Below are 22,594 nucleotides of genomic sequence, written 5' to 3'. Positions count from 1 at the left end.
TAAGTAGCCGGAGAGAATTTATGCACCATTGGTTCCGCTGGGTCGTATGCGCAGGGTTTTTTTGGTGTGGGCATTCTGCGTTGGCAACGCCTGAAACCGCATTAGATTGGGCCGACCTGCCAGACCCTTCTGCGCAGGTCTTTGAAGACCCCTATCGCGAGCTCAGCCCTGAACAATTCGACGATGTTCTTTACGTCGTTCGATTGCGCGGCAGGCTGCAGCAGGATGGTGGCAGCGAAGAAGAGCGGCAAAAGTGGCAAGTACTTTTGACCGAGACTGAGGATGCCTTGGCTGCTGATGGAATTGATATCGACTGGCTGCTCGATCAGCGCGAAGTTGTGATGGAACGTCGGAGAAAGGCGGGGACAAACGGAAATCCGCAATTCGATGGTCAAACAATCACACTGGCTGGTTTCGCCATTCCTGCTCCGAATGATCCAGACGGGCGGCCTGTTGCGTACCTGGTGCCGGAACGCGGGATGTGTAGTCACATGCCTCCCCCTCCGCCCAACCAGATGATCCGTGTGCGGTTGAACGGGGACTGGGCGCCCAGCTATTTTCATGAACCTGTTCGGCTGACGGGCATGCTGACCATCGATCCGTCTGTTCAGAATATGATGGTTGTGGATGGCCAGATGCCGATGAACGCGACTTTCCAGTTGGAAACGGAACGTGTCGAAACTCTGGAAAACAAGGCGGACAGGCTGGAATGGAAGCAGCGTGCCGCTGATCGCATCCGTGCGGCGGGCAATCGCAAGACCGGTGGGGCAAGGGCGTCTGAATGATAAGACTACTGGCTGCTACACTAAGTATTGCTGTCGCTGGCGCCGCCTCGGCGCAAGGACTGTCCGGGCCCTCTTCGGTCGAAGCTGATCTTACCCCCGGAGATGGGCTCACCGACCCACAATACCGTTCCGATTTTCCACGCAACATCGCACCGGGTTGGTTTGAGTGGAAAGACCGGCTGGCTGAGGGTGGGTTTCGGTTCAATATTGATTACCTGGCGCTGGGCCAAACCACGAATGCTGCTCTGGGAACCGGCGAAGCGTCCAGCGGAATCGCGCGTTTCTACGGGAGTTGGCAGGCAACGGAACGGGGTTCCCTGACATTCAAGATCGAAGACCGGCACAGCTATACCGATGTGGCCCCGCAGTTTCTTGGGCTGGATGGCGGAGCGCTTTCGATCACCGGGACAGCCTTCAACGATAGCGGTTTGCTGTTGACCAATCTGTTCTGGACCCAAAGGGCCGAAAACGGTTCGTGGACGCTGCAATTCGGGCAGATTGATGTAACGGACTTTGTGGACATCTATGGGTTGGTAAGCCCCTATAGTGGCTTCCAAAACCTGTCCTTCAACACCAACCCGACACTCAACGCACCCAACCCTGGCCTAGGTATTGCCGGTGGGATCAAGCTGAGTGAAAACTTCTACGCTGTCGCGAGCGTTGCAGATGCAAACGCCGATCCGTCTGATCCAAACTTTGATGTGTTCAGCGACGGCAACCTCTTCAAATCGCTCGAACTTGGGTACACGTCAGGCTTTGATCGCATTTATTTCGACAATGTCCATCTGACCCTCTGGCATGCGGATGCGGCCGAAGATGGCAGCCGGGCGGAAGACTATGGCGCTACGTTTTCTGCCGCATGGTTTGTTGACAACAAGTGGATGCCGTTCTTTCGGGCAGGGGCCTCAAAAGGGACCGCAGCGCTGTATGACCGGTCGGTTTCTGCCGGTTTGGGTTACTATGGCCGCAATACCGATCTGGCCGGTCTGGGCCTGAACTGGGCCGAGGCCCGAGGCATAGATGGCGATCAATTCACTCTGGAAGCCTTCTACCGGTTTTCAATCTCACCCGGGCTGCAGATCACGCCGTCCCTGCAGTACATTTCGAACCCGCTGCTGAACCCCTCTCAGGATAGCATTACACTGTTCGGCCTGCGAACCCGGATCGTTTTCTAGTGTGGGTCGAAAGCAGACATCAAAAGCGTTGAAATATGCAATTCTGCTGATCAAAGGGAGGATCTATCTATGCGTACCCTGTTTCTGGCTGGCACGTTGTCCGTGTTTTCCACTTTCTGCGTCGCGCAAACCTACGACGTGGTGATCCTCAACGGTCGGGTAATGGATCCGGAAACCGGGTTCGATCAGATCGCCAACGTTGGAATAAGCAATGGCTGGATCACAGCGATTACCGACGAAGATATTGACGGCAGAGAGTCCATCGACGCGACAGGGCATGTTGTGGCGCCCGGGTTTATCGACCTTGAACAACACGGGCTGGATCCTTGGGGTATCAAGGTCAACCTTCGCGATGGCGTTACGACGCAAATGGATTTTGAGGTCGGAGCCGCGAATATCGACCAATGGTACGCTGCGCGCCAAGGCGTGACGCAGGCAAACTATGGCACAGTCGTTGGACAAGAGTTCGCACGGATGCGGGTACATGACGGCCTTGTTCTGGAAGGTGGGGACATCGACTTCCGGAACTTCTTCGCACTGCGGGCACAATCCGTGGAAGACGGTGTCGAAGGCTGGTCATCGGTTCCAAGCAACCGCGAGCAGATGAACGAAATCACCGCCCAACTGGATGAGGGGCTTCGTCTTGGAGCCCTCGGCGTGGGATCGACCATCGGCTACGCCCGCGAGGGTATCACAACCTATGAGATGTTCGAAGCACAACGGGCTGCGTCGCGTTATGGGCGGTTAACATCTGTGCACCACCGGTTTCATCCCAGTGCTTCGACGCCCACCGAGACACAGACCGGCGTTAACGAAATCCTGGTCAATGCGATGGTGCTCGACGCGCCGCTGCACATTCACCACGACAATGATTATGGGTGGTGGGAAAATCAGGAAAAGCTCCAGATGGCCCGCGACCAAGGCTATAACGTCTGGTCCAGCTACTATCCCTGGACTGCTGGATCGGGAAACTACGGCGCTTCAATCATCGCCCCCGAAAACTGGGAAGGGTCGATGGGGTACAAATACGAAGAAACGATCTTTGACCCCCAGCTTGATCGCTTTGTGACCAAAGACGAATTCTTGAGCTTCGCTGAGAATGAACCGGGACGGACGGCCATTGTCTTTAGCCCGCCAAGAGAGCAATGGTTGAATGATTGGATCACCATCGCGGGCTATGGCATCTCGGGCGATGGTATGGCCGGGTTGGATATTGAGGGCAATCTGATGAGTTGGGATGCCCCTTACGAAGACTATGCCGGGCACCCTCGGTCCGCAGGCAGCCACGCGCTTGTCTTGAGGCTGGCTCGCGAAGCGGATGTGCCGCTGATGCTCACGCTCACGCAGCTGAGTTACATCCATGCGAAGCGACTAGGTGACACAGGGTTGCGCGCAATGCAGGTGCGGGGTCGTATGCAAGAAGGCATGGTCGCGGATATCACGATTTTTGATCCGGAGACTGTGACCGAAAAGGCGAACTATACTCTTGGTCAGCAAGGTCTGCCGTCAGAAGGCATTCCGTATGTGCTGGTTAGTGGAACGATTGTTGTCCGGAACAGCGAAGTGCAGCGTGATGTTTATGCCGGGCAGCCGATCCGGTTTCCAGTCGAAGAAAGTGGGCGTTTTGTACCGGCTGGCCGCGAGCAGATCATGGGTATCCTCACACCGGACACCGGCACGGTCCGTCCAACACTGCTTGACGATATCACAAATAATGAAGCCAGTGCCGCACCCGCCGCGCCATCAACCAACCAGTTTGCATCGGTAAAGCCAACCGACCCGTTTGATTGGTTTACGCCTCGCAACGGTTTAGATGACGGTGCCCTTTTCTTTTGCGTCGTGCATGCTCGCTTCGAGGACCCTGCGCAGGCAAAACGCGACTATGCGAAGGCTATGATGTCAAAAATGGGAGGGTCTAGGCCCAATCAGTCGGAACAACGCAGAGCAAACTAATACGCAGAGTCTTGGAGCAGTAAGAACCGAAAGCCTACTTTAGGCTGAAGTCGATCATCAGTAACCAGTCAGCCTAGGGCTGTTTTGTCCGCATCGCAGCTCTTCTTTAGATCGCATCAGAATGACCCCTTCGAACCTCAAAATGCTAAAAGCTGAACCGAGGCTAAATGATAGCTTTGCTTGTCTTCACGAATCGCTCTCCTTGTCGCGCAACTCAGTCTCACGCGGCCACTTTGCAATGACCGGTCCATAGTTGACCTGACCCGTCAGCAACCAGTTTTGCAGTAGGCTCCGCATTAGCTGAGATGGCATGTAGAGCGTTGTACTGCGTTTATCTCCAGTGTTGGAGACATTGTTTTCCGTTTAAGCTCAGCTGAGACGCAGCGGACATAGTTTCATGCGCAACGTATCAAGAGGCGCTTGTCGCGTAAGACCTTGATGCATCGTAGGGAAAGGATGGTGGGTGATGAGAGACTCGAACTCCCGACATCTTCGGTGTAAACGAAGCGCTCTAACCTAATCCGCACGTGCAACAAGGTGCTGTTTTCCACTGCCGCCACCGACACCCCATTGAAAGATGTCTTGCGTTGCCAGTAGCTTGACGCTCTCACAGTCGACAAAGCAATGCAATGCTGTAAGTGTGTTTGCCCCTACCTAAACGCTGTAATTCAGTAAGATCTGTAGCGCGTTTGCAGCGGAGGCGCAGCGGTCGTCACCCGTCGTGGGGGGTATGGGGGCAACTGGCTACACAGTTAGTATAGATACCCTCCCAAAAAAATGTGCTGCAAACTCTCGTCCGGTCCCAAAGCGGATGTTCTTATAATCGGTAGCGAACGACCGCTGGGAGCCAATTTTGAACGATGCAGCGTGATGTCCCAATGACAGCAATGCGCCCAAAGCGGACTTGGTTAACCATCATCTGCATGACAGTGGGGAAAATTGAAGTCGACGCGCAGCTGCATTGTCAGCACTATGCCTCGACAAGGCAAATGGGGGTGTTCATGGTCGAAACGCGCAAGATTGTATTAGTGCGAGAGCACATAACGTGTGATGCCTTTGGCGAGCCATGCGAACAGGTTTGCCGCGTTGCGGCTGCTGCAGTTTTTCGAAACCCGATTGCAGGCCGTTTCGCAGCTGACCTTACAGCGCTTTTTGAGATCGGGGCTGAACTTGGGCAACAACTCGCTGAACAAGCCGTTTCGCAGCTTAAAGGAGCGCCCGAATCCTATGGGAAGGCCGCGATTGTTGGGGTCTCCGGAGATATGGAGCACGGTGGCGCAGTCATACATTCCAGACTCGGCGGTCCGATGCGAGCCGCAGCCAATGGAGGCGACGCAGTCATTCCATCCAACGTAAAGATTGGAGCGGCTGGAACTGCAATCGATTTGCCGCTTGGCCACAAAGACAACCCCTGGTCCTTTGATCATTTCGATACAATGACGCTTTGTGTACCGGATGGGCCGCGCCCCGAAGAAATAGTCAGGTTTTTGGCATATGCTGATCGCGGTCGCCCCATCCCGAGATGCGGAAGTGGACCCATTAAAACATAGAAGTTTCTTTTGCCATTCTCTTCCCATGAGTGGTCTTCGAATGGTCGGTGTAAGTGCGTGTGCACACTGCCCACACTTAAATGAGAGGTATCAAGGCAATGCACCCCACGGAGAAAATAGTTCGGCAGTTTCACGAGTCATGGGATATGCGTGACCCCGACCGAGGCGCAGCTGTAATTGCTGAGGATTGCGACTTTGAGGACGTCGCGCGTGGCGAGAAACTTCCCGGAAAGGCAGCATACAAAGCAGACTACCACCGTTGGCGCGAGGCTTTCCCAGATGGGCTGTGCAAAGTTGAGAATGTCGTGGTCAGCCAATGCGGCGAATGGGCTACTGTCGAGTTCCGAAACACGGGCACGCACACAGGTACACTGCGCTCAAGCCTCGGAGAATTTCCACCAACTGGAAGGCGGGCTGAAGTCCGCTACTGCTCGGTGATGCGTGTTAAGGACGGGAAGGTGGTTGAGGGACGTGACTACTATGACAGCGCCACAATTGCGCAACAACTTGGACTGGTCAAATAGGGCGCTGACTCGAGCTTCGGTAAAATCCAAATTCAAAGGTTTCTTTTCTCGGATAGCAGGTTTGTCCGCACTGCGGTCGTTTGTCTGAGTTCGTCGAATGACTACTGCGAGCCTAAACTGGCAAATGCCGCACAATGTGTTTACTGGTTGGCACCACGCAATGCTGTCCTTGACGTGACAAAGGACGGTCTAAAGCTGCCGCTTATCGGTTTTTCAGATCATACATGTGATCAAATTGCATCATGTAAGAGGCCATTCAGAAGTTTGTTAATACATCGTTAATTGGAACATCAAAAAGCCATCATTTTTTTGCCTCTGACATGTGCGCGGAGAGTTCCGCCAAAAAAAACGGTAGTGGTTTCCAAACCACCCTTAAGTGGTGAACAAGATGTTTCGAGTATGCGGTTTGAACCGTAGAGCGCTCCGTCATGCGGCGGCGCTTTCCAAATCACAGTCTACTAACAACCATCGGGCTAGACCTGGCTTATTTTGCGTCTTCGCGGTTCCGGTTGCGGCCGGCGCGATAGGTTTGGGGGCAACGATCGGAGTGGCAACTCCATTGGGTGCGCAAACGGTTGTTCCTCCGTCAAACGGTCCGTGCACTGTTGCGGATGACGTCGCCACCTGCACGGGAGATGTTTCGTCGGGTGTCCAGGCAAGCGGACCCACAATCGAAACGCTCAATATCAATAGTGTTACTGCACCAGGAATTGCACCTGGCGGTGGAACCGACGGCGTTACTTTTTCCACACCATCAGGGAACGCAACCCTTAGTATCCAGACGAATGGAACCGGCGGCATTATTACCACGGGCAATGGCGCGGATGGGATTGTTGTAGATGCAAACGGCGCCGGGGAAGTTTCGATTACTTCGACCGGCGACATTGCAACAAACGGACGGCGCTCCTTTGGTATTCGATCCGAACTTGAGGATGACGGTGCCGTTTCGGTGAACTCGACTGGCAACGTTACAACTTCCGGACGCAGCAGAAGCGTCGGAATCGGCGTCACTCAACAAGGTGGTGATGGCAATGTGTCAGTTGTATCGGATGGTCGTATCAGCACATCGGGCAGCCGTTCAGACGGAATTAGCGCCAATCAAGGCGGTGGAGACGGCGCAGTATCAGTCAACTCAGTGGGCGACATCAACACAGCTGGAAGTCGGTCTACAGGTATCACCGCTCTTCAGAGTGGCGGCGAAGGGGATGTCTCGGTGGTGTCCGATGGCAATATCTCAACGGAAGCTAACAACTCTGGCGGGATAGTTGGACAGCAAAGCGATGACGATGGCGATATCGCGATCCAGTCGACGGGAAATATCACGACAGAAGGCAACAACTCGAATGCCATCTTGGCGCGCCAAAATGGCGGCGAGGGGAATATTACTGTTGAATCCGAGGGCGACCTCTCGACTACCGGAAACAACGCCCGGGGGATATTTGCCCGGCAGGACGACGGCGACGGCTCTATCACAGTCCGTTCGACTGGAAACATCACGACGACCGGGAACAATGCGGATGGTATCTTTGCGCGCCAAAGGGGCGGAGAGGGAGATATCAATGTCACCTCGTCGGGCAACATTTCGTCAGCACGGGACGCTATCCGCGCGCTTGTGACCAATAACGGCGACATTTACATTACGAACCGGGGCAACGTGAGCGGTGAAGCAGCAGGCGACGGCATCAACGCAACGGTGAATGACGTGGGTGACGTCGTCATCGACAGCTCCGGGGATGTTACCGGCAGGGAATATGGGATCTACGGTGCATCCAATGGAACGGGCAACGTAACGATCACCTCCAACGGCAACATTTCGGCTGATGAAGAACATGCGATCTTCGCCAACGCAGAAGACGGGAATGTAACCGTCGATGCGACGGGCGATATCGAATCTCGTGACAGTGATGCGATCGATGTGGAAACCGGCAGCCCCGGAGGCGTGATTGACGTCACAGTGGCGGGCAATATCTCTGGCAGCGCTATTGGCATTGACGCAGATGCCGAGGATTCCGGCGATATCAGTATTCAGGTCACGGGCGATATTCGAGCTGGTTCGGATGACGGTATCGAAGCCGAAGTTGATGGAGACGGCAACATCTCGATCACGATGAATGGCGATATCGATGCTAACGAACACGGGATCCGTAGCTTTGTGGCTGACGACGGAAACATCTCGGTTGAAGCGTCTGGTGATATAGCGGCAGATAGCATTGACGGCATCAACGCGGAAATTGACGGAAGCGGTGATATTGCCATTTCGGCAACCGGCACCATCGATGCCGAAGTTGACGGAATCTTCGCCCATGTGACCGACAACGGAAACATACGCATTACAAATTCCGCATCCATAACCGCCAGAAACGACGAAGGAATTGACGCCGAAGTCTTCGGAGACGGCGATGTCTTCATAACAAACTCGGGTCGGATAACCTCTCGCGAAGACGATGCGATTGAAGTGGATGTCGAAGGAAGTGGCGACGTCAGCATTGAAAACTCTGCCCAGCTTACCGCCGATTCCGACGCGATCGACATTGAGCTAAACGGCGACGGCAACGCGAGGGTCACCAACAGCGGGGCGTTGCGTTCGCTGGACAATAACGGGATCGAAGTGGACGTAGATGGAACGGGTTCGATCACCATTGTGAACACTGGAAATATTGATGCGTTCGAATACGGTATCGAGATCGAGGATCGTGATAACACTGCCGCCGCAACCATCACAAACTCGGCTCGTATCACCGGTCGCGAAGGCTTTTCCATCGTATTCGGCGGGGACGGGAACGACACGTTGACGCTCGAACCCGGCTCAGCCCTGATCGGTTCGGTCGATTTCGGCAATGGCAATGATGGCATGGGGGGCACGAACCCGAATGACATTGACACGCTGAACTTTGCGCCCGGGGTGAATGCGGTTGTCAACTTTGCCGATGCATCGGGTAGCGATAGTGATCTTGCGTCTGCCCCCGAAGTCGTCAATTTCGATGGTACAGGCGTTTTGATCAACAATGGCCTCACGGCGGTTTCGGTGGATACGACAGGATTTGTGGCCCAAGGCACCTTTATCAGCGATCTGACCGACGCAGTGTTCAATACGATTGAAACCGCCAGCGCCTATGACTTTGGCTCATCCGATGGTCAGGTCAGCAGGAATGTGAGTCCTTTCGGGTATGCCGAACAGGATGGTGGTCCCTATGTTTGGGGTTCAGCCTTCGGCGGAGATCGCGATGTTGAAGAAGAAGGCTCAAGCCTTGGTTTCAGCCATAGAATGTACGGTTTTGTGGTTGGTGCTGAAACGAATGAGATCATCGGAAACAGCGATTTTGGTGTTCTTGTTGGCTACGACGATAGCCGCGTCTCGCTGAATCAGGATGCAGGTGATACTGATATCAAGTCATATTTTGGCGGTGTTTACCTCGAAAGGGACTACGGACAATATCGCATCAACGCAGCTCTTCTTGCTGGCATAACCGACAATGAAGTGACTCGAAACGTTGATGGCGGCGAAGCGCAAGGCGATTTTGATGGGACGTTCGTTGCTCCATCGCTCTCGATCTCGGCCCCCATCAACGCTTTGCCAATACCTGCCTTCTTCAGTGCTCGCGCCAGCTATGTATTTCTGAAACTTGGCGAGTATACCGAAACAGGAACCGCGTTTCCTCTTACGGTCGAAGATCGGAACGTTTCGGTCTTCAACACGCGGGCGCAATTGAACTTGCCCCGCCTCTACGAGGGTGCAAATGGATCGAGCACCTACCTGAACTGGGCAGTTGGAGTTGACGCAACTTTCGATGCAGGTTCCGACGATGTAGACGCGATCGTAGCGGCGACGCCGTTTTCTTTCGTGGCGTCCACAGAAGATGCAGCTGCTGGGTTTCTTGGCTTTACGCTTGAACATATTTCTGCCGATGGAAACAGAGCGGTAGGCTTCAGCGGTGAGTTTCAATCAACCTTTGGTGGTGGATCCAGTATTGTTGGAGAACTCACAGCTTCCATAAGGTTTTGAACCTACGGACGGCTGCACAATTGGTCGATTGTTGTTGCCGAAAAGCCTTTTCAATCGGGCTAGCTTCCCAACCATGGGAGCGCCCGTTTCGTTTCGTCAGGCGTGACAAAGAGATCTCCATTCACGATATCAGAGAGATTCTTTGTGTATCGGCAACTAGCCGAAATCGTCGTCGCAAAGGTCGATTTGCGCCTCCTGCCAAATGGACTTGCATCTGCAGCGAGTGTCCGCTTCCCGACGTCTTGAGGTTTTTCGTGGCATTCACAAATTGCTGAAAGCTGCCGTAAGGTTATGCGCTGCGAAAGCACGCTTTGTCGGGCAGGCTGAAGAACACACGGGACTTGTTTTGTTCCATCGCAGCCGAAACAGCAGCACGTTAACACGCGCGGGGCAGGAGTTTTTGCCAATCGCTCAGGCGCTGCGCGAAGACCTGAACCGCTATACGACCCGTGTGGCCGGTTTGCGTGAAACCGGGCCGGGTACTTTGCTGATTGGTTGCGGGCCGCTAACCACAAGAACTTTGATCCTGCCAGTCTTGCGCGCCGTACGAAGGGCAATGCCTGACCTGCGCTTCCGAATTCTGGTGAGTGCCTATGCACGTCCGCTCGACTTATTGCAGTCAGGGGAATTCGACGTGTTCCTTGGCGATCTAACCTACACACCTGAAGCCGAAGATGTCGAGATCATGGTGATGGAGAAACAACCCATCCAGTTTGTTGCTCATCGAGATCATGAGATTCACCAGCGCGGCCCGCAAACCATGGCAGGCATATTCGATTTTCCCTTTGCATCACCCCATCTCCACAAACATTGGAAAGCCGCTTTGACAAAAGCACTTGGTAACGGTGCCGAGGCTGTCGAAAAGGTCAATGCACAGCCGCATATCGAATGCGACGACTACAACCTCTTGACCGGACTGTTGGCGGAGCCTGACTTCATTGTGGGAGGTATGCCGGACACGTTCGCGGAGCTAATCCGTGCAAAGGCTGTCAAACCCGTGTCGATGAAACAGAACCTTACATGGAACATTTGCGCAGCGCGCAAGTCGCAGAACACGTCTGCCGCGGTTGAGTTGGTTTGGAATGAACTTGCCAAGTATCGTGCGTGATCCGTGGCAGGAGGCACAGGGAGACCTGTAGCTGAAGCATTTTTCTGGTCCAAATGTAGGTCGTTTTCTTAGGCTCGGTAGAATTGCCGAAGTTCCGCATAGGTACCCAGAGCAGCTTTTTGAATGCAATTGACCAACGGCAGCAAAGTCCGCAGAGCGGTCATTAGTGAAAATTCTGTGAACGTCTGCACCGAGCCCAAAGTGGACAAAGTTCGGTGCTCCGTCTGTTGCTTCGACCTAAGCTCTTGAAAAACTATCTGTCGATAGGCCAATCTCAACTGTAAGGCAAATCCGACCTGCCATTCACGGAGCCCGGAATGCGGCTGATCAGAGTATGTTTGACTTCGGTTGCGCTGATGGCAGTGGCCATAGTCGGGTTAAGGTGGACCTTTCCACTTCCTGAAGAAAATTTTTCTCAGCCAACGTTTAAGCAAGATGCCGATTGGGACGGACCATTAGGCGCAACTATTAGAAATGCACTTGAGCGTAACCCCGGGCTTGACGGTGTAAGGCCTTTGGGCAATGGACGCGCAGCTTTTGCGGCCCGGGCGATCCTTGCGAGAGAAGCAACATCATCAATCGATGCTCAGTACTACATCTGGCAAGATGACGTTACCGGCCTGATGCTTCTTGAAGAACTTAGGGCAGCAGCAGAGCGCGGCGTGCGCGTCAGATTGCTGGTCGACGATAACGGTATCTCCGGATTGGATGATTTGCTTGCCGAACTGGACGCCTTGCAACATGCAAATGTACGCATCTTCAATCCGTTCACTTTGAGGAACCCAAAACTTCTGTCCTATGCATTTGACTTTGGTCGCCTGAACCGGCGGATGCACAACAAGTCAATGACTGTGGACGGGGTCGCCACGATAGTTGGGGGACGCAACATTGGTGACATCTATTTCGACTACGGTGCGGGAACGCACTACCTGGATGTAGACGCGATAGCGATCGGCCCGATTGTGGATGAGGTGTCGCAATCCTTCGACGCATACTGGAATAGTGCCTCCGCTTACGACGCTGGGCTCTTTTTGGATCCTCCGTCAGAAAAAAGTCTGAAAGCAAAGGCAGACGCCGCGCGCCAGACTGCGGTTGGCGCAGGCTATCAAAGGGCAATTCAGGATAACGAACTGGCCGACCGGATAGCAGCACATGATCTGAAGTTCGAGTGGAGCGAAGTCACTCTTTTTGTCGACGACCCGTCAAAAGGTTTGGGCGAAGTCGAAAGTGAAGACCTGATTGTTGAACAACTGATCGAGTTCGCCAAAACCTCTCAATCCTCATTGGACTTGGTCTCTGCGTATTTCATTCCGGGGGAACGAGGGGCGGAGGTTCTGGAAGGGTTGGCAAAGTCCGGAGTGAAGGTCCGCGTCTTAACCAACTCACTGGATGCCACGGATGTGATGCTGGTTCACGCGGCCTATATGCGATACAGGGAAGACTTGCTGAACAGCGGTGTAGAGTTGCTAGAGCTTCGAGCTTTGCGGCGTGAACATCGCGAGCGCAGCCTGCCAGAGATGCTGGCTGGATCGGCATCTGGTCTACACGCAAAAGTCTTTGGATCGGATGGAGAACGAATCTTTATAGGCTCTTACAACCTCGACCCCAGATCGGCGCGGCTAAACACAGAGATGGGCCTTATGATCGCAAGCCCAACGATTGCTGCGTCGCTTGCGGAGCAATTGAACAGGCCTGAGTTTTCTTACCGCGTCGAACTCAACGAAAGCGGCGAGATGATCTGGCTGCAAGAAGAGCAGGATGGGACAGTCACCATTCATACCGCAGACCCGGAAACCACCGGTTTACAGCGTGCCCTGACGGCCGTTGTCAGGTGGCTGCCGGTCGAATGGATGCTCTAGTCACCAAACGACCGACAATCCATTGACCTGCGGCCAGAGACGCCAGTGCGTGATCTGACCTACAGTGAAGTCACAATGGCTCTGGCGTAGGCTTCCATGTCGATACTGGCACCTCCGGTTGCGTACCAAACCACGACGGCGTCTTTTCCTGGCGAGACATAAATTCCTTGGCCATTCATCCCACTTTTGTAGAAATCGCCATCGGCAAAAACGGCATCCCATTGGTATGCGTTTGCCATTGGTTGTTCGCGGAATGCGTCAGAAAGGTGCGGGCCAAGCGTTCCTTTCATGTAGTTTTCAGCGACACCCGCTGTTTGGATCATGTCGATCATCTTTTCAGACACAATGCGGTCTGACGCTGTCTTGTCCCAGCTCGGCGTGTAGAGCAGACCTATCTTTGCCATGTCGATCAAGCGGCTGCTGATCAGACCGTGTATGATGCCGTTTCCTTGAGGTGACAGCGCAAGGTTGGCGTCGCCAGTCATTCCCGCTTTGCTCCAGACCCGCTTGACCGTCACAACAAAGAAACCAAAACAAACACTGATTAAGACCTGTGCGCAGCAGGCCATCAAGAGACTCAAACAAGAAAGAATGACGCTATTCACCCACAATTCAGGCGATGGTATACCGTTTTGCACCGGCAGGATAATTCCCGGCTTCATATAGTGAGTAGAAAGCAGGAATATGAGCTAACAGCAAGTCGCTTGGGAAATGTCGGCTCAAAGCTATTCGGCGGGAAGAAACGTCAGATCACACATGTTCGTAAAATAGGCGTCATAGTTTGCCACACATCCTCTTGCTGACAGTGAAGGACCAAGATAGGGTAGCGAGCTACGGTCGGCTTGGTTTCTTGGTTTCGCCCTACCCCATTTACTTGTCTTTTCTTATTGATACATGATGGCACATGATCAGCCTAATACAGGCGCCAGTTCCTCGGAAACAACTGCGTCAATTTTTTTGTTTTTGATTTCCGTGGTGCTTTTTGTGCTTCGCGGGTATTCCCCTTGGGGATGGCCTAGCCTAGACATGGCTTACTACTACGTTGAAGTTCAAACGCCTGGATTTATTAATGGTGACTTTGTCACTGGTTGCTTCAGTTCCGACAATGGGCGTGCTCTTTTTGGTCGCTTGACGGATTGGCCCATTCGGCTGGGATTGGAATGGGATCAATCGCTATATCTCTGGATGTACCTCAACAGTGCTTTGTTACCGTTAACCTTGTTCCTGGGCCTTGGAAGTATTTTGCCCCGCGATCTTCCAGCGTTGCGTCCGATTTTGTTCGTATTTGTTCTGGCTGCGATCGCCGAACCCGAAAAAATTCAAAGGTTTTCTGTGGCTTGGTGGCAAGGTTGGGGATACTATTTCCACCCGTCTTTGCTGAGTTTGAGCGCATTCTTCGGCGGGCTGTTTCTTACTAGCTTAAAGTTGCGACGCTTTATTATTCTGGGGTACCTGTGCATTTTTTTATCTGCTCTATTGCATCCCGCCTTCGCAATCGGAGCCAGCATATTTGTGATGATCATTTCAATCGCCAAGCGCGGCGGTTGGGCACTTGGTGGCAAGACCGCTGCTACCGTGCTTGCTGGTGCTATCTTTCTGAAACTCAATTCGGCCTCTGGAGCCCTCTCGGCGCAAGAGTACGTTCAGTATTTCGTCAATTTACATCCAGAGCACTACCTGCCAACGCGCTTTTTCCCACTCGGCCCAGATCATTGGTACGATCCAGTATGGTTCCTCATGGTTTGGTTTCTCGTGGCAAGCACTGTGCTGTTCTTAAGCAGTCGACGGTACCTGTCTATCTTACCGCTTGGGTTTAGTCTGTACTATGGTGGCTCACTTTTGGCGCAGTATGTTCTAGTGGAACTCTATCCCGTATCAACAACGATCATCCTGCTGTCGCCGTCACGTTTTCTAGCGTTCGGCTATTGGATGTTTGTTGTATCGGTAGGCCTGATGATTGCTGTGGTTCTGGCAGACTGCATCGCGTTGAGCCGCCCGTTGTCACAAGAAGAACCCGCGCCGTCAAGGCGCGTACTCTATCTGCAACTTGGTTTGATCGTTTTGACGGCAGTTGTGTTTCATGAAGTAATGCGTGGATTTGACGAAATTGTCGCCTTGATCGTTTTCATTCTACTAATCGGGTTGGCCATACAATTTTTGGCAAGACCCTTGCTGGTGCGTGTGTCTCAGCCGGTTCTACCTATCTCAGCCGGTTCAATCTTTTTAGTCGGCGTGGTATTGCTTTCCGTCGGGGCGCCTTGGGCACTTCGTCATCAGAAAAAAGACACAGCTTTTCTAAGTCAAAATGATCGAGATGTCATCGATTGGATTGCCGAGAACACAAAACCGGGAGACGAGGTTGCAGCGCCTGTAAAGTTGAGCATCGTGATTCCTTTGATCAGTGGGCGCGGAACATATAGCGGCAATGGATTCCCTTTCGCTGACATGTGTCTTCGGGAAAATTTTGTCCGGTATGTGAATTTGAGGGGTGATCCGAGCGGGTCCGAAGGGCGCAGCGCATCCGCCTCATACTATGCGGCGCTGGAACTAAGCCAATTTGAGACATTTGTGCCATTGCCCGACTGGGTTATCATGTTATCGTCAGACGCCGTGGCAAATGGTTCGATAGCAGAGGCAAAGCCGACCTATAGTGCGGGCGGCTGGGTCGTCTTCAAAAACACTGGAAGTCGCTAGCTACCAACAACGGCATTAGCAAGTTGTTTGCCAGCGGTTGCAAAGAGCCGTTGCCGGCGCGGCCAGACGGATAGCTCGAGCTTAGAAAACATCGCATTTCCATGTCCCTCCGGCGATCCTGATCCCTGCTGGTCGAGCGGGTCTTGGACCAGGTATGCCCGGAAAAGGGATATAGGATTATCTCAGGATTTCTGATACCATTGATTGCCTTGTCGTTTGGCAGCTTTAGTCCGAGTGTTAGGGCAGGTTTTTGGCGGTCAACATCCTCAGCGCTCTCGTGCTTGCCCTGGATGTTCTCGCGCTGGATTGGGTGTTGCTGCTGCATCGGCTCCCCTTAGCGTTGTCGCCATACTGGATAATGCAGTCTTATCGCAAACAAGGCTTCGTTATGCATTTGCAGGACGCCTGCTTCGTTCGGAACACCAACCTCTGCCCTGACAAAACGCCCATATGGCGTATCGGCTTTGCGCGAAAGGGGGTTCTCTTCCAGATCCAAACCAGACTGCATGTTCAGGACGTCGATGACTTTTATGTTCTCCCAAGCTGTTCCTTTGGTGCCATCCACATAATCGCCAACGGTTTTCTGAACATCGATCTTACCCTCATCTTCCAATTGGCCGATAAGCAGGCTCGAGAGGATCTTTGCATTGGACATCCAAACGTGATTGTCCGTCCGGCGCTTTCCTGGGTAGGCCTCGTAAGCGATTTCGCCGTTGTGAATAACCATAACGCCCTGCACTGTGGAAGCATCGGTATTAATCATCTCGTCGAGCGAGACGGCATTGCCATCAGCGCCTGGGACACTCGTCGCGCCTATGGCATCGTTAGGGTTTTTCGCAAGCATCGCGACGGCCCCGTCGCGGCGAATAACCGAACTCGGCAGGAACTCGGCGAGGTTCATGTATGAAAACGCCCCGGCTTCGGTAATGTCGAGAAACTTCTGCAAATTCCATTCAGAACTCAGGTGGTAGGCTTGCTCGGCCGTGTAACCATTCCGTAGGTCACGGATGGAAAAGTCTTCTCGCGGCGTCGCATATGGGTCGTCTTCAGCATGTGCAGGAGATGTTCCAAGGCTTTGCATAATCAAACCTCCAATAAGCGCAAAAACTGGAAAATTGGACTTTGAAAGTAATAAAGTGTTTGGCATGGCAGTATCGCTCCAAATGAGTTGCAACTGAAGTACGGCCGCGGACGGCTTATCAAAATCTGATTTTCAAAGAAATGAACACCGTAGTTTTGCCCGGCAAAGCATGGTCCGATTTATCGGGAATTCGACAATTAATGCCGTTCTCCGTTGCCTGGTGAAATATACACTTTGTTCGCATTGCAGTCATTCTGTGAATTTGGGCGAACGTCTGCCACGAGACTACAGCGGGCAACGTAAGTCGCCTTCAAGTTTATGTTGCTCAGTCAGTATTGAGTGATTGACGGCTTAGGTTGACACATCACAGACCGGCCTGCTCTGATCGAAGCAGTTTATTATGTCCGCAATCCTATTCGGAGGCATCAATGAGTTTCTCTAAGTCTCTAACCATACTCGCTTTCGCACTCATGCCGCTTCACGGCGCTGCGCAGTCTCCCTCTTTGCAAGACGCCTTCGACCGTTTTCCTGAGTTTCCCGGCACAACTGTCTACGTCGGTGGAGAAGTTCTCACAATGAACCCGGACGCCCCGTTGGCCGAGGCAGTGGCTGTCAGAAACGGTCGAATTACTGACGTCGGAACCCTGGAGGAAATCGAGGGCCGCCTACCTAAAGGTAGCTATGCAATTGAGCGCAGTTTTGAAGGCAAAGTCATTGTGCCTGGGTTCATTGAACAGCATTTACACCCGCTTCTGGGCGCGCTTGCGATGATGTCGGATGCCATCATTTCCATCGAGGACTGGCAATCGCCGGCCGGATTTGCGCCTCTTGCCAATAGCGAAGAGGAATTTCGCGCACGCCTGTCCGAGGTAATCGACACATATGATCCCAGCAGCGGGCGGCCGTTGATGGTCTGGGGGTATCATGCGTCATGGCATGGCGACATGAGTCGCGCGATTTTGGACGAACTGGCCCCCGACATTCCACTGGCTGTATGGCAACGCTCCACCCACGAGATGTACTTCAACTCCGTGGCCCTCGAACAACTGGAAATCACCGAAGAATACATTGCCAGCTGGTCGAGCGAGTTGGCTAGGTCTCAAGCCAATCTGGAAAAAGGCCTCTTCCTTGAAGCTGCATTCTGGGAGCATGTGTTCTTTGAGAAATTTGCTCCGGTCTATGCATCCATCGACAGGGTTATGGAGGCGCTGGAGTTCACAGAGGACTATTATCATCGCAGCGGGATCACGACCCTTGCAGAGCCTGCTGGCCCTGTGGATCAGAACGCCCAAGCACTCGTAGCAGAAGCATTCGGGCCAGACGACACACCTTTCAACTTTTACTTTATTCCGGACGGTCGGACTCTTGGCGGTTTGTTTCTGAACACAGAGGGCCCCGAAAAAGTACTAGCCGAGACCGAAGCCATGCTGGCGTGGAGCGAAGGCCGAACCCAGTTCCTACCAAAGCAGGTCAAGCTGTTGTTGGATGGAGCGATCTTCAGTGAATTAATGATCATGCGCGACGGCTACCTGGACGGGCATGAAGGTCAATGGATTATGACGCCCGATTTCTTCAAGCAGGTTTTCGACCTTTATTGGGACGCAGGCTTTCAGGTCCATGTTCACAATCTCGGAGACGGCGGCCTAGACATTCTTCTGGATGCTCTCGAAGCAGCCATGCAGCGCAATCCGCGATATGACCATCGCACCGTCGTCGTGCACTTTGGCTACGCTCAACCTGATCAGATCGCACGCATTAAACGTCTTGGCGCGATTGTCAGCGGCAACTCCGTTTATACTCCGACCCTCGCAGATCGCTATGCCGCAGGCAGCGTCGGTAGCGAGCGTACAGAGCGCATGGTGCCTTTAGGCGATGCCGTTCGAGCAGGTATCCCCTTCTCGATGCACTCGGACATGCCGATGGCTCCTGCGGAGCCGTTGAAATACATGTGGGCTGCTGTCAATCGGATAGCCACGAGCGGTCGCGTCGTTGGTCCGGACCAGCGCATCAGTGCCGAAGACGCTTTGGAAGGTATCACCATCGGCGCAGCCTATTCTCTGCAATTGGAGGATGAGATCGGTTCCATCGAGCCCGGCAAACTAGCCAACTTCACAATCCTCGAGGAAAATCCGCTAACTGTGGATCCTTTGACGCTGGCCGATATCAAAGTGTGGGGCACTGTGCTTGAAGGCCGTCTACAGCCCGCTCCTCTTGCAGCGGGAGAAGACAATGACGAAGCCGATGCAAGCCAGCGCATCAATAATCCGGAACGTGTACTGATGGCGTCACTACGCCACGCACGCAGTAAGGCCCACTACCACGATCACTCGCAAACGACGCAGTCTACCGTCTATGATCCACTCGGAATTTCGGCCTATGGTTCTCGTTGATTGTCGCTAGAACAAGTCGGATGATTGTCCCAGCTCGCTTCGAAAGGCGCAGTGCCTATTCTGACATTTTGCGCAGACGCAGAACCGTCACACCCGCTGCGTTGCTGAGCGCCAGGTTTGTTCCGTTTGTCACGTAGCCCACTGCCGCGGACAAGGCTTCTATCGTATCTTGCTCAAGCTTTTCCCGATCCTCAGGGCACGCCATCTTCGTTCCTGCGAAGTTGCCTGGCATGCTGAACTCACCGTTCGCTGCGTCGAGTATTCCTGTAAACCGGTTACACCCACCGTACAGGCCAAACTGGCCATCTTGATCTATTGTCAAGGAGGGAGGGTTCTCAGCAATGAGCATACGCCCTGCGATCTCGTAAATTTCCCAAGCGGTATCGTAGATCGATTTGTCTGCGTCGTTGCCCCCGGCTCTCCTTGGCATCATCTCTAAAACGAGTTCAGCAGAATCTGGTGCGCCACGGGTGAGTACAGATGTCGCTGTCGTTGAACGAAATATCACGTGATCGTCAGAAATGATCCTGGCAGCCACTGTGTAGGTATGGCGCTCATCGATGAGATCTGTGTCGTAGGCAATTTCCACCGTTCTGGGGACACTCGCGAGTTTGAACCTCTGAGAAGACAGTCGAACCGAAGGTGCATCTGCAAGCGAAGTGTCAAGAAGTTCGACTTCCAAAACGGCGTCAGGCGGAAGCGCGATCCGTTCCAGGTAGGTCACAGTGGTCTTCACATGCATTGTCTCGGCGACTCCAGACGAAGCGATGGAGAGTAGGACAGCTGAAAGTACCGCAATTAGAACGTGTTTAAGCATTGAGAGAGTGTCTCCAAAAATGTTCAGAAACCAAAAGACTACGCTGATCCAAGAAGCGCAAGAATAGACTCTCGGACATGTCTCCTTGTGCCCGCTTTGTCCGCAGAACGGACGGTCGGCCTAAAATCAGGGATGTCGGCTTTGCCTTTTTTTCCTTAGTGGTCGCTATCGGTGCGGAATTAACCAATTTCCCAAAAAGCTTTGTGCAAAGAAGACAGATGCTAGCCCGCACGGGCGAGGCTTATGCCCCGCCCTTTGCTAAGTTGTCCCGTTTCCAAAGAGGCTGCAGGTTGCTGTAGTGGCAAAGTTTGATGAGGTGCTCCAGTGACTGGGCAGCCGAGAGAGGGGTGATGTGGTCCACCTCCCATTGACCATACCGATCCCATGTCATGCCGTCTGAGAACCGAGCCTCTATGTGCCGCGTTAGTGTATCCTTAGAACAGCCAACCGAATTGGATGGTCTCTCCCGACCCATCAGCACTTGCCCTGACCGGTTTAGTACCGACCGAAACATACGGTAAGAAGGATCGTTTGCACGACACTTTCGATCCCTCTCCACCGTTTTCTCGGCGTTGCACTTAACGCACTGGCGATTGCTGACGTATCGCTCTGCTGTGTGTCCGTACTTACACGGTCGACCCGTCCAGAAACGAGAAAGGCCGCGCAAGGCGGCCTCTTCACGAGTTAGGAACATCTGTTCCTCTGCTATGTCAAAGGGCATTAGGCTACTGCCGCCACCTGACGACCCTCCAACCGGGCAAGCAACTCAACCTGTCTCTGTCCTTTCGCATTGACCGGTCCACTGTTGACCTGTCCCTTCAGCAGCCAGTTTAACAGCAAGTTCCGCATTCTCTGAGAAGGCATGTAGAGCGTTACCCGGCGCCGCGGTTTGTAGGCGTGTCCGGTTCCGTTTAGACCTCCCACACGTATTGCTGATCGGAATAGCCACTGCACCAGTTCGGTCAACGCATAGGCATCTGAGAACCTACGAGCCTCAGTGCTGTCGCGCTTCATGCCAAGGAACGTGAGTAGTTGTGGGTTGGGGTTTTGGTCATAGAGGTACACCGCAGTTGTGCACCCGATATGATCATTGGTCCCACGTGTGGTGTTGGGCACGAAGCTAACTCCGTCTGTGGTCCACACTGCATCAAAGATCTCTGTGTCCTTGTTGTATACCTCTTCCTTTAAGGCACGACCAAACAACCGTGTGTGCGTTGCTAGCCTTCCTGCCTTTGGCTTTTGCCCGGTCGCAGCGTCATGCCACAGGCGACGTGCACACGTCAGCATGACCGTTTTGGGGTCTACGCCTTGCAGTTCTCTTGCCTTGAACTTGCGTAGCCTGTGTCCAATCGAGAAGCACTGCTGGTGCGTTTTGATCGTGTTTAGTTGGGCGCAATGTGACCACTTTTGGTTCTCTAGTTCCAGTATGGGTAGTACCGTCAGCGCGTTAGCAACATCTTCTCGCCATGCCGCCTCGACTTCCTTGGCCAGACGCTGCACGTCCAAAGTGAAGGAGCCGGGATGGTCTTTCTGCAGTTTTTGCAGATATTGCAGCAGCACCGATCCTTCCGAAAGGTACGTATAAATTGTCACAGATTTGGGCTTGAGCAAGAGTTCTTTGGGAATGGAGAGGACGAACAGCTTCTCGCTTATGCGATACAGTGCGCCCGATTTGGCCTTGTCATAGAGTGATCGGTCAAATGTCTTGTTCCCTTTGTGGTATAGCTCATCCCACATTTCTGTCGGAACAATACGCCCGTCAGGCTCCTCTTTTGCCATGCCAAGGCCTAGGTAAGCTGTGTCAAAGTCAACCTTTCGGACTGTCTGCTCCACCTCGAAGGGGTTTACGACCTCGTCGATGATGAGATTGTATCCATCAAGTAAGTGATCGACTTCAATTTTCGGTTTGTTGCCTTTGGTGAAATCAATACATCTCGCAATTCCTGTGCTTTGGGTTGCCAGAGTTCCAAGCCGGTAGAACAGTGCGTGCGTACAAGCGATTGATTTCCCAGCCCGGATCAACTTCTCGCAGTGATCGCTTTTGTTCCCTCCGTTGCAAATAGGCTGTGTGAGGATGAAGTCGGAACCTGTTCGGGCACCTTTGATGAACCTCTCTACCTCACTTAGGTAAGGGACAACGGCGATGTACTTTTCCGGTTTTTTGAAGCTGCGGTTGATCTGTGTAGATTTGCCATAGCCACAAGGCATGTCGACGATACGAATATGGGACATGAAAGTCTCCTGTGTTTGGTCCATTGGACCCGTTTTGGGGATAGTGCTCTAGCGGACGCCGAGCGGATGAAATTGCCCCATTGGGGCGGCGCGGAGAGAATCCTGGTGAACTAGCAATGGCTGAATCGAAGGGCTAATAGTTCCCTGTTTTCAGTACCTTTGTTTACAGGTCAGCTTTATTTCGTATTTATTTATAGATACTTATAGAGCGATTGCTCCACTCGCACTGGACTGAAGGAAGTTCCCGACATTAAAGCTACCCGTTCAGCACGGACCAATCGAAACCAGTTTTCTCTATAGACGGAGGGGTTTCGCTTAATTGAGGGAGAAAACGTCCGCGAGTTCATTAGAGGAATGACTGCTGTCATTGCCAAATGTAAGACGGACGTTAGGCCAGCCACCGGACATTTAAGACGCCGAAGG

15 protein-coding genes are annotated in these 22,594 nt (G+C 53.1%); 10 read left to right on the top strand and 5 right to left on the bottom strand.

Annotated features, from left to right (window positions below; all coding sequences use genetic code 11):
* The first annotated feature begins 20 nt into the window (after positions 1-20).
* From ACR3FB_RS13890 to ACR3FB_RS13855, 8 genes are all read left to right on the top strand, one after another.
* The gene (locus ACR3FB_RS13890; protein WP_170661098.1) at positions 21-785 is read left to right on the top strand and encodes a DUF3299 domain-containing protein; all 765 of its coding nucleotides are present in this window, start codon (positions 21-23) and stop codon (positions 783-785) included.
* Positions 782-1,960: a carbohydrate porin gene (locus ACR3FB_RS13885; RefSeq protein ID WP_480565819.1), complete on the top strand. Its 1,179-nt coding sequence runs from the start codon at positions 782-784 to the stop codon at positions 1,958-1,960. The genes ACR3FB_RS13890 and ACR3FB_RS13885 overlap by 4 nt, the downstream gene beginning before the upstream one ends.
* A gap of 69 nt (positions 1,961-2,029) precedes the next feature.
* Entirely contained in the window at positions 2,030-3,913 is a 1,884-nt protein-coding gene (locus tag ACR3FB_RS13880) for an amidohydrolase family protein (protein WP_480565818.1), read from the top strand.
* Between the two features lie 860 nt (positions 3,914-4,773).
* Positions 4,774-5,463: an amino acid synthesis family protein gene (locus ACR3FB_RS13875; RefSeq protein ID WP_480565816.1), complete on the top strand. Its 690-nt coding sequence runs from the start codon at positions 4,774-4,776 to the stop codon at positions 5,461-5,463.
* Positions 5,464-5,543: 80 nt separating this feature from the next.
* Complete coding sequence (locus ACR3FB_RS13870; RefSeq protein WP_425085829.1) at positions 5,544-5,987, top strand: ester cyclase; 444 nt, start codon at positions 5,544-5,546, stop codon at positions 5,985-5,987.
* A gap of 559 nt (positions 5,988-6,546) precedes the next feature.
* Positions 6,547-9,990 (top strand): autotransporter domain-containing protein, encoded by a 3,444-nt coding sequence (locus tag ACR3FB_RS13865; protein WP_480565815.1) that lies wholly within the window; start codon positions 6,547-6,549, stop codon positions 9,988-9,990.
* 202 nt (positions 9,991-10,192) lie between these two features.
* Positions 10,193-11,098: a LysR family transcriptional regulator gene (locus ACR3FB_RS13860; protein WP_480565814.1), complete on the top strand. Its 906-nt coding sequence runs from the start codon at positions 10,193-10,195 to the stop codon at positions 11,096-11,098.
* 317 nt (positions 11,099-11,415) lie between these two features.
* Positions 11,416-12,957, top strand: a complete 1,542-nt coding sequence (locus ACR3FB_RS13855; protein ID WP_480565813.1) for a phospholipase D-like domain-containing protein — start codon at positions 11,416-11,418, stop codon at positions 12,955-12,957.
* Positions 12,958-13,016: 59 nt separating this feature from the next.
* Here the strand turns inward: ACR3FB_RS13855 and ACR3FB_RS13850 are convergent, their stop codons facing one another.
* Entirely contained in the window at positions 13,017-13,562 is a 546-nt protein-coding gene (locus ACR3FB_RS13850) for a hypothetical protein (RefSeq protein WP_480565812.1), read from the bottom strand.
* A gap of 421 nt (positions 13,563-13,983) precedes the next feature.
* Here ACR3FB_RS13850 and ACR3FB_RS13845 point away from each other — a divergent pair, with 421 nt between their 5' ends.
* Positions 13,984-15,651, top strand: a complete 1,668-nt coding sequence (locus tag ACR3FB_RS13845) for a hypothetical protein (protein WP_480565811.1) — start codon at positions 13,984-13,986, stop codon at positions 15,649-15,651.
* Here the strand turns inward: ACR3FB_RS13845 and ACR3FB_RS13840 are convergent.
* Positions 15,629-15,976, bottom strand: coding sequence for a hypothetical protein (locus tag ACR3FB_RS13840; protein WP_480565810.1), 348 nt, complete (start codon positions 15,974-15,976; stop codon positions 15,629-15,631). The genes ACR3FB_RS13845 and ACR3FB_RS13840 overlap by 23 nt on opposite strands.
* Positions 15,977-15,985: 9 nt before the next feature.
* Complete coding sequence (locus ACR3FB_RS13835) at positions 15,986-16,798, bottom strand: serine hydrolase (RefSeq protein WP_480565809.1); 813 nt, start codon at positions 16,796-16,798, stop codon at positions 15,986-15,988.
* A 362-nt stretch (positions 16,799-17,160) separates the two neighbouring features.
* On the opposite strand from ACR3FB_RS13835, the gene ACR3FB_RS13830 reads away from it, so the two are divergent.
* Positions 17,161-19,122: an amidohydrolase gene (locus ACR3FB_RS13830; RefSeq protein ID WP_480565808.1), complete on the top strand. Its 1,962-nt coding sequence runs from the start codon at positions 17,161-17,163 to the stop codon at positions 19,120-19,122.
* 55 nt (positions 19,123-19,177) lie between these two features.
* On the opposite strand, the gene ACR3FB_RS13825 is transcribed toward ACR3FB_RS13830, so the two are convergent.
* Together ACR3FB_RS13825 and ACR3FB_RS13820 are read right to left on the bottom strand one after the other, a co-directional pair.
* On the bottom strand, positions 19,178-19,939 hold the full coding sequence (locus ACR3FB_RS13825) for a YbaY family lipoprotein (protein ID WP_480565806.1): 762 nt from the start codon (positions 19,937-19,939) through the stop codon (positions 19,178-19,180).
* Between the two features lie 720 nt (positions 19,940-20,659).
* A complete protein-coding gene (locus ACR3FB_RS13820; protein ID WP_480565805.1) occupies positions 20,660-22,171 on the bottom strand; it encodes a hypothetical protein in 1,512 nt (503 codons plus the stop codon).
* Between the last annotated feature and the right edge of the window lie 423 nt (positions 22,172-22,594).

Source organism: Ruegeria sp. AO1, assembly GCF_056535985.1.
Note: the sequence above shows the minus strand (reverse complement) of the source record. Positions and strands in the feature narration are given on the sequence as shown.

Bases quoted from the DNA above. Each gene is read 5' to 3' on its own strand.
- ACR3FB_RS13835 (WP_480565809.1), bottom strand. From the start codon at position 16,798: ATGCCAAACACTTTATTACTTTCAAAGTCCAATTTTCCAGTTTTTGCG.
- ACR3FB_RS13820 (WP_480565805.1), bottom strand. From the start codon at position 22,171: ATGTCCCATATTCGTATCGTCGACATGCCTTGTGGCTATGGCAAATCT.
- ACR3FB_RS13875 (WP_480565816.1), top strand. From the start codon at position 4,774: ATGCAGCGTGATGTCCCAATGACAGCAATGCGCCCAAAGCGGACTTGG.
- ACR3FB_RS13840 (WP_480565810.1), bottom strand. From the start codon at position 15,976: ATGCAGCAGCAACACCCAATCCAGCGCGAGAACATCCAGGGCAAGCAC.
- ACR3FB_RS13845 (WP_480565811.1), top strand. From the start codon at position 13,984: ATGGCTTACTACTACGTTGAAGTTCAAACGCCTGGATTTATTAATGGT.
- ACR3FB_RS13855 (WP_480565813.1), top strand. From the start codon at position 11,416: ATGCGGCTGATCAGAGTATGTTTGACTTCGGTTGCGCTGATGGCAGTG.
- ACR3FB_RS13870 (WP_425085829.1), top strand. From the start codon at position 5,544: ATGAGAGGTATCAAGGCAATGCACCCCACGGAGAAAATAGTTCGGCAG.
- ACR3FB_RS13860 (WP_480565814.1), top strand. From the start codon at position 10,193: ATGGACTTGCATCTGCAGCGAGTGTCCGCTTCCCGACGTCTTGAGGTT.
- ACR3FB_RS13880 (WP_480565818.1), top strand. From the start codon at position 2,030: ATGCGTACCCTGTTTCTGGCTGGCACGTTGTCCGTGTTTTCCACTTTC.
- ACR3FB_RS13825 (WP_480565806.1), bottom strand. From the start codon at position 19,939: ATGCTTAAACACGTTCTAATTGCGGTACTTTCAGCTGTCCTACTCTCC.
- ACR3FB_RS13830 (WP_480565808.1), top strand. From the start codon at position 17,161: ATGAGTTTCTCTAAGTCTCTAACCATACTCGCTTTCGCACTCATGCCG.
- ACR3FB_RS13885 (WP_480565819.1), top strand. From the start codon at position 782: ATGATAAGACTACTGGCTGCTACACTAAGTATTGCTGTCGCTGGCGCC.
- ACR3FB_RS13890 (WP_170661098.1), top strand. From the start codon at position 21: ATGCACCATTGGTTCCGCTGGGTCGTATGCGCAGGGTTTTTTTGGTGT.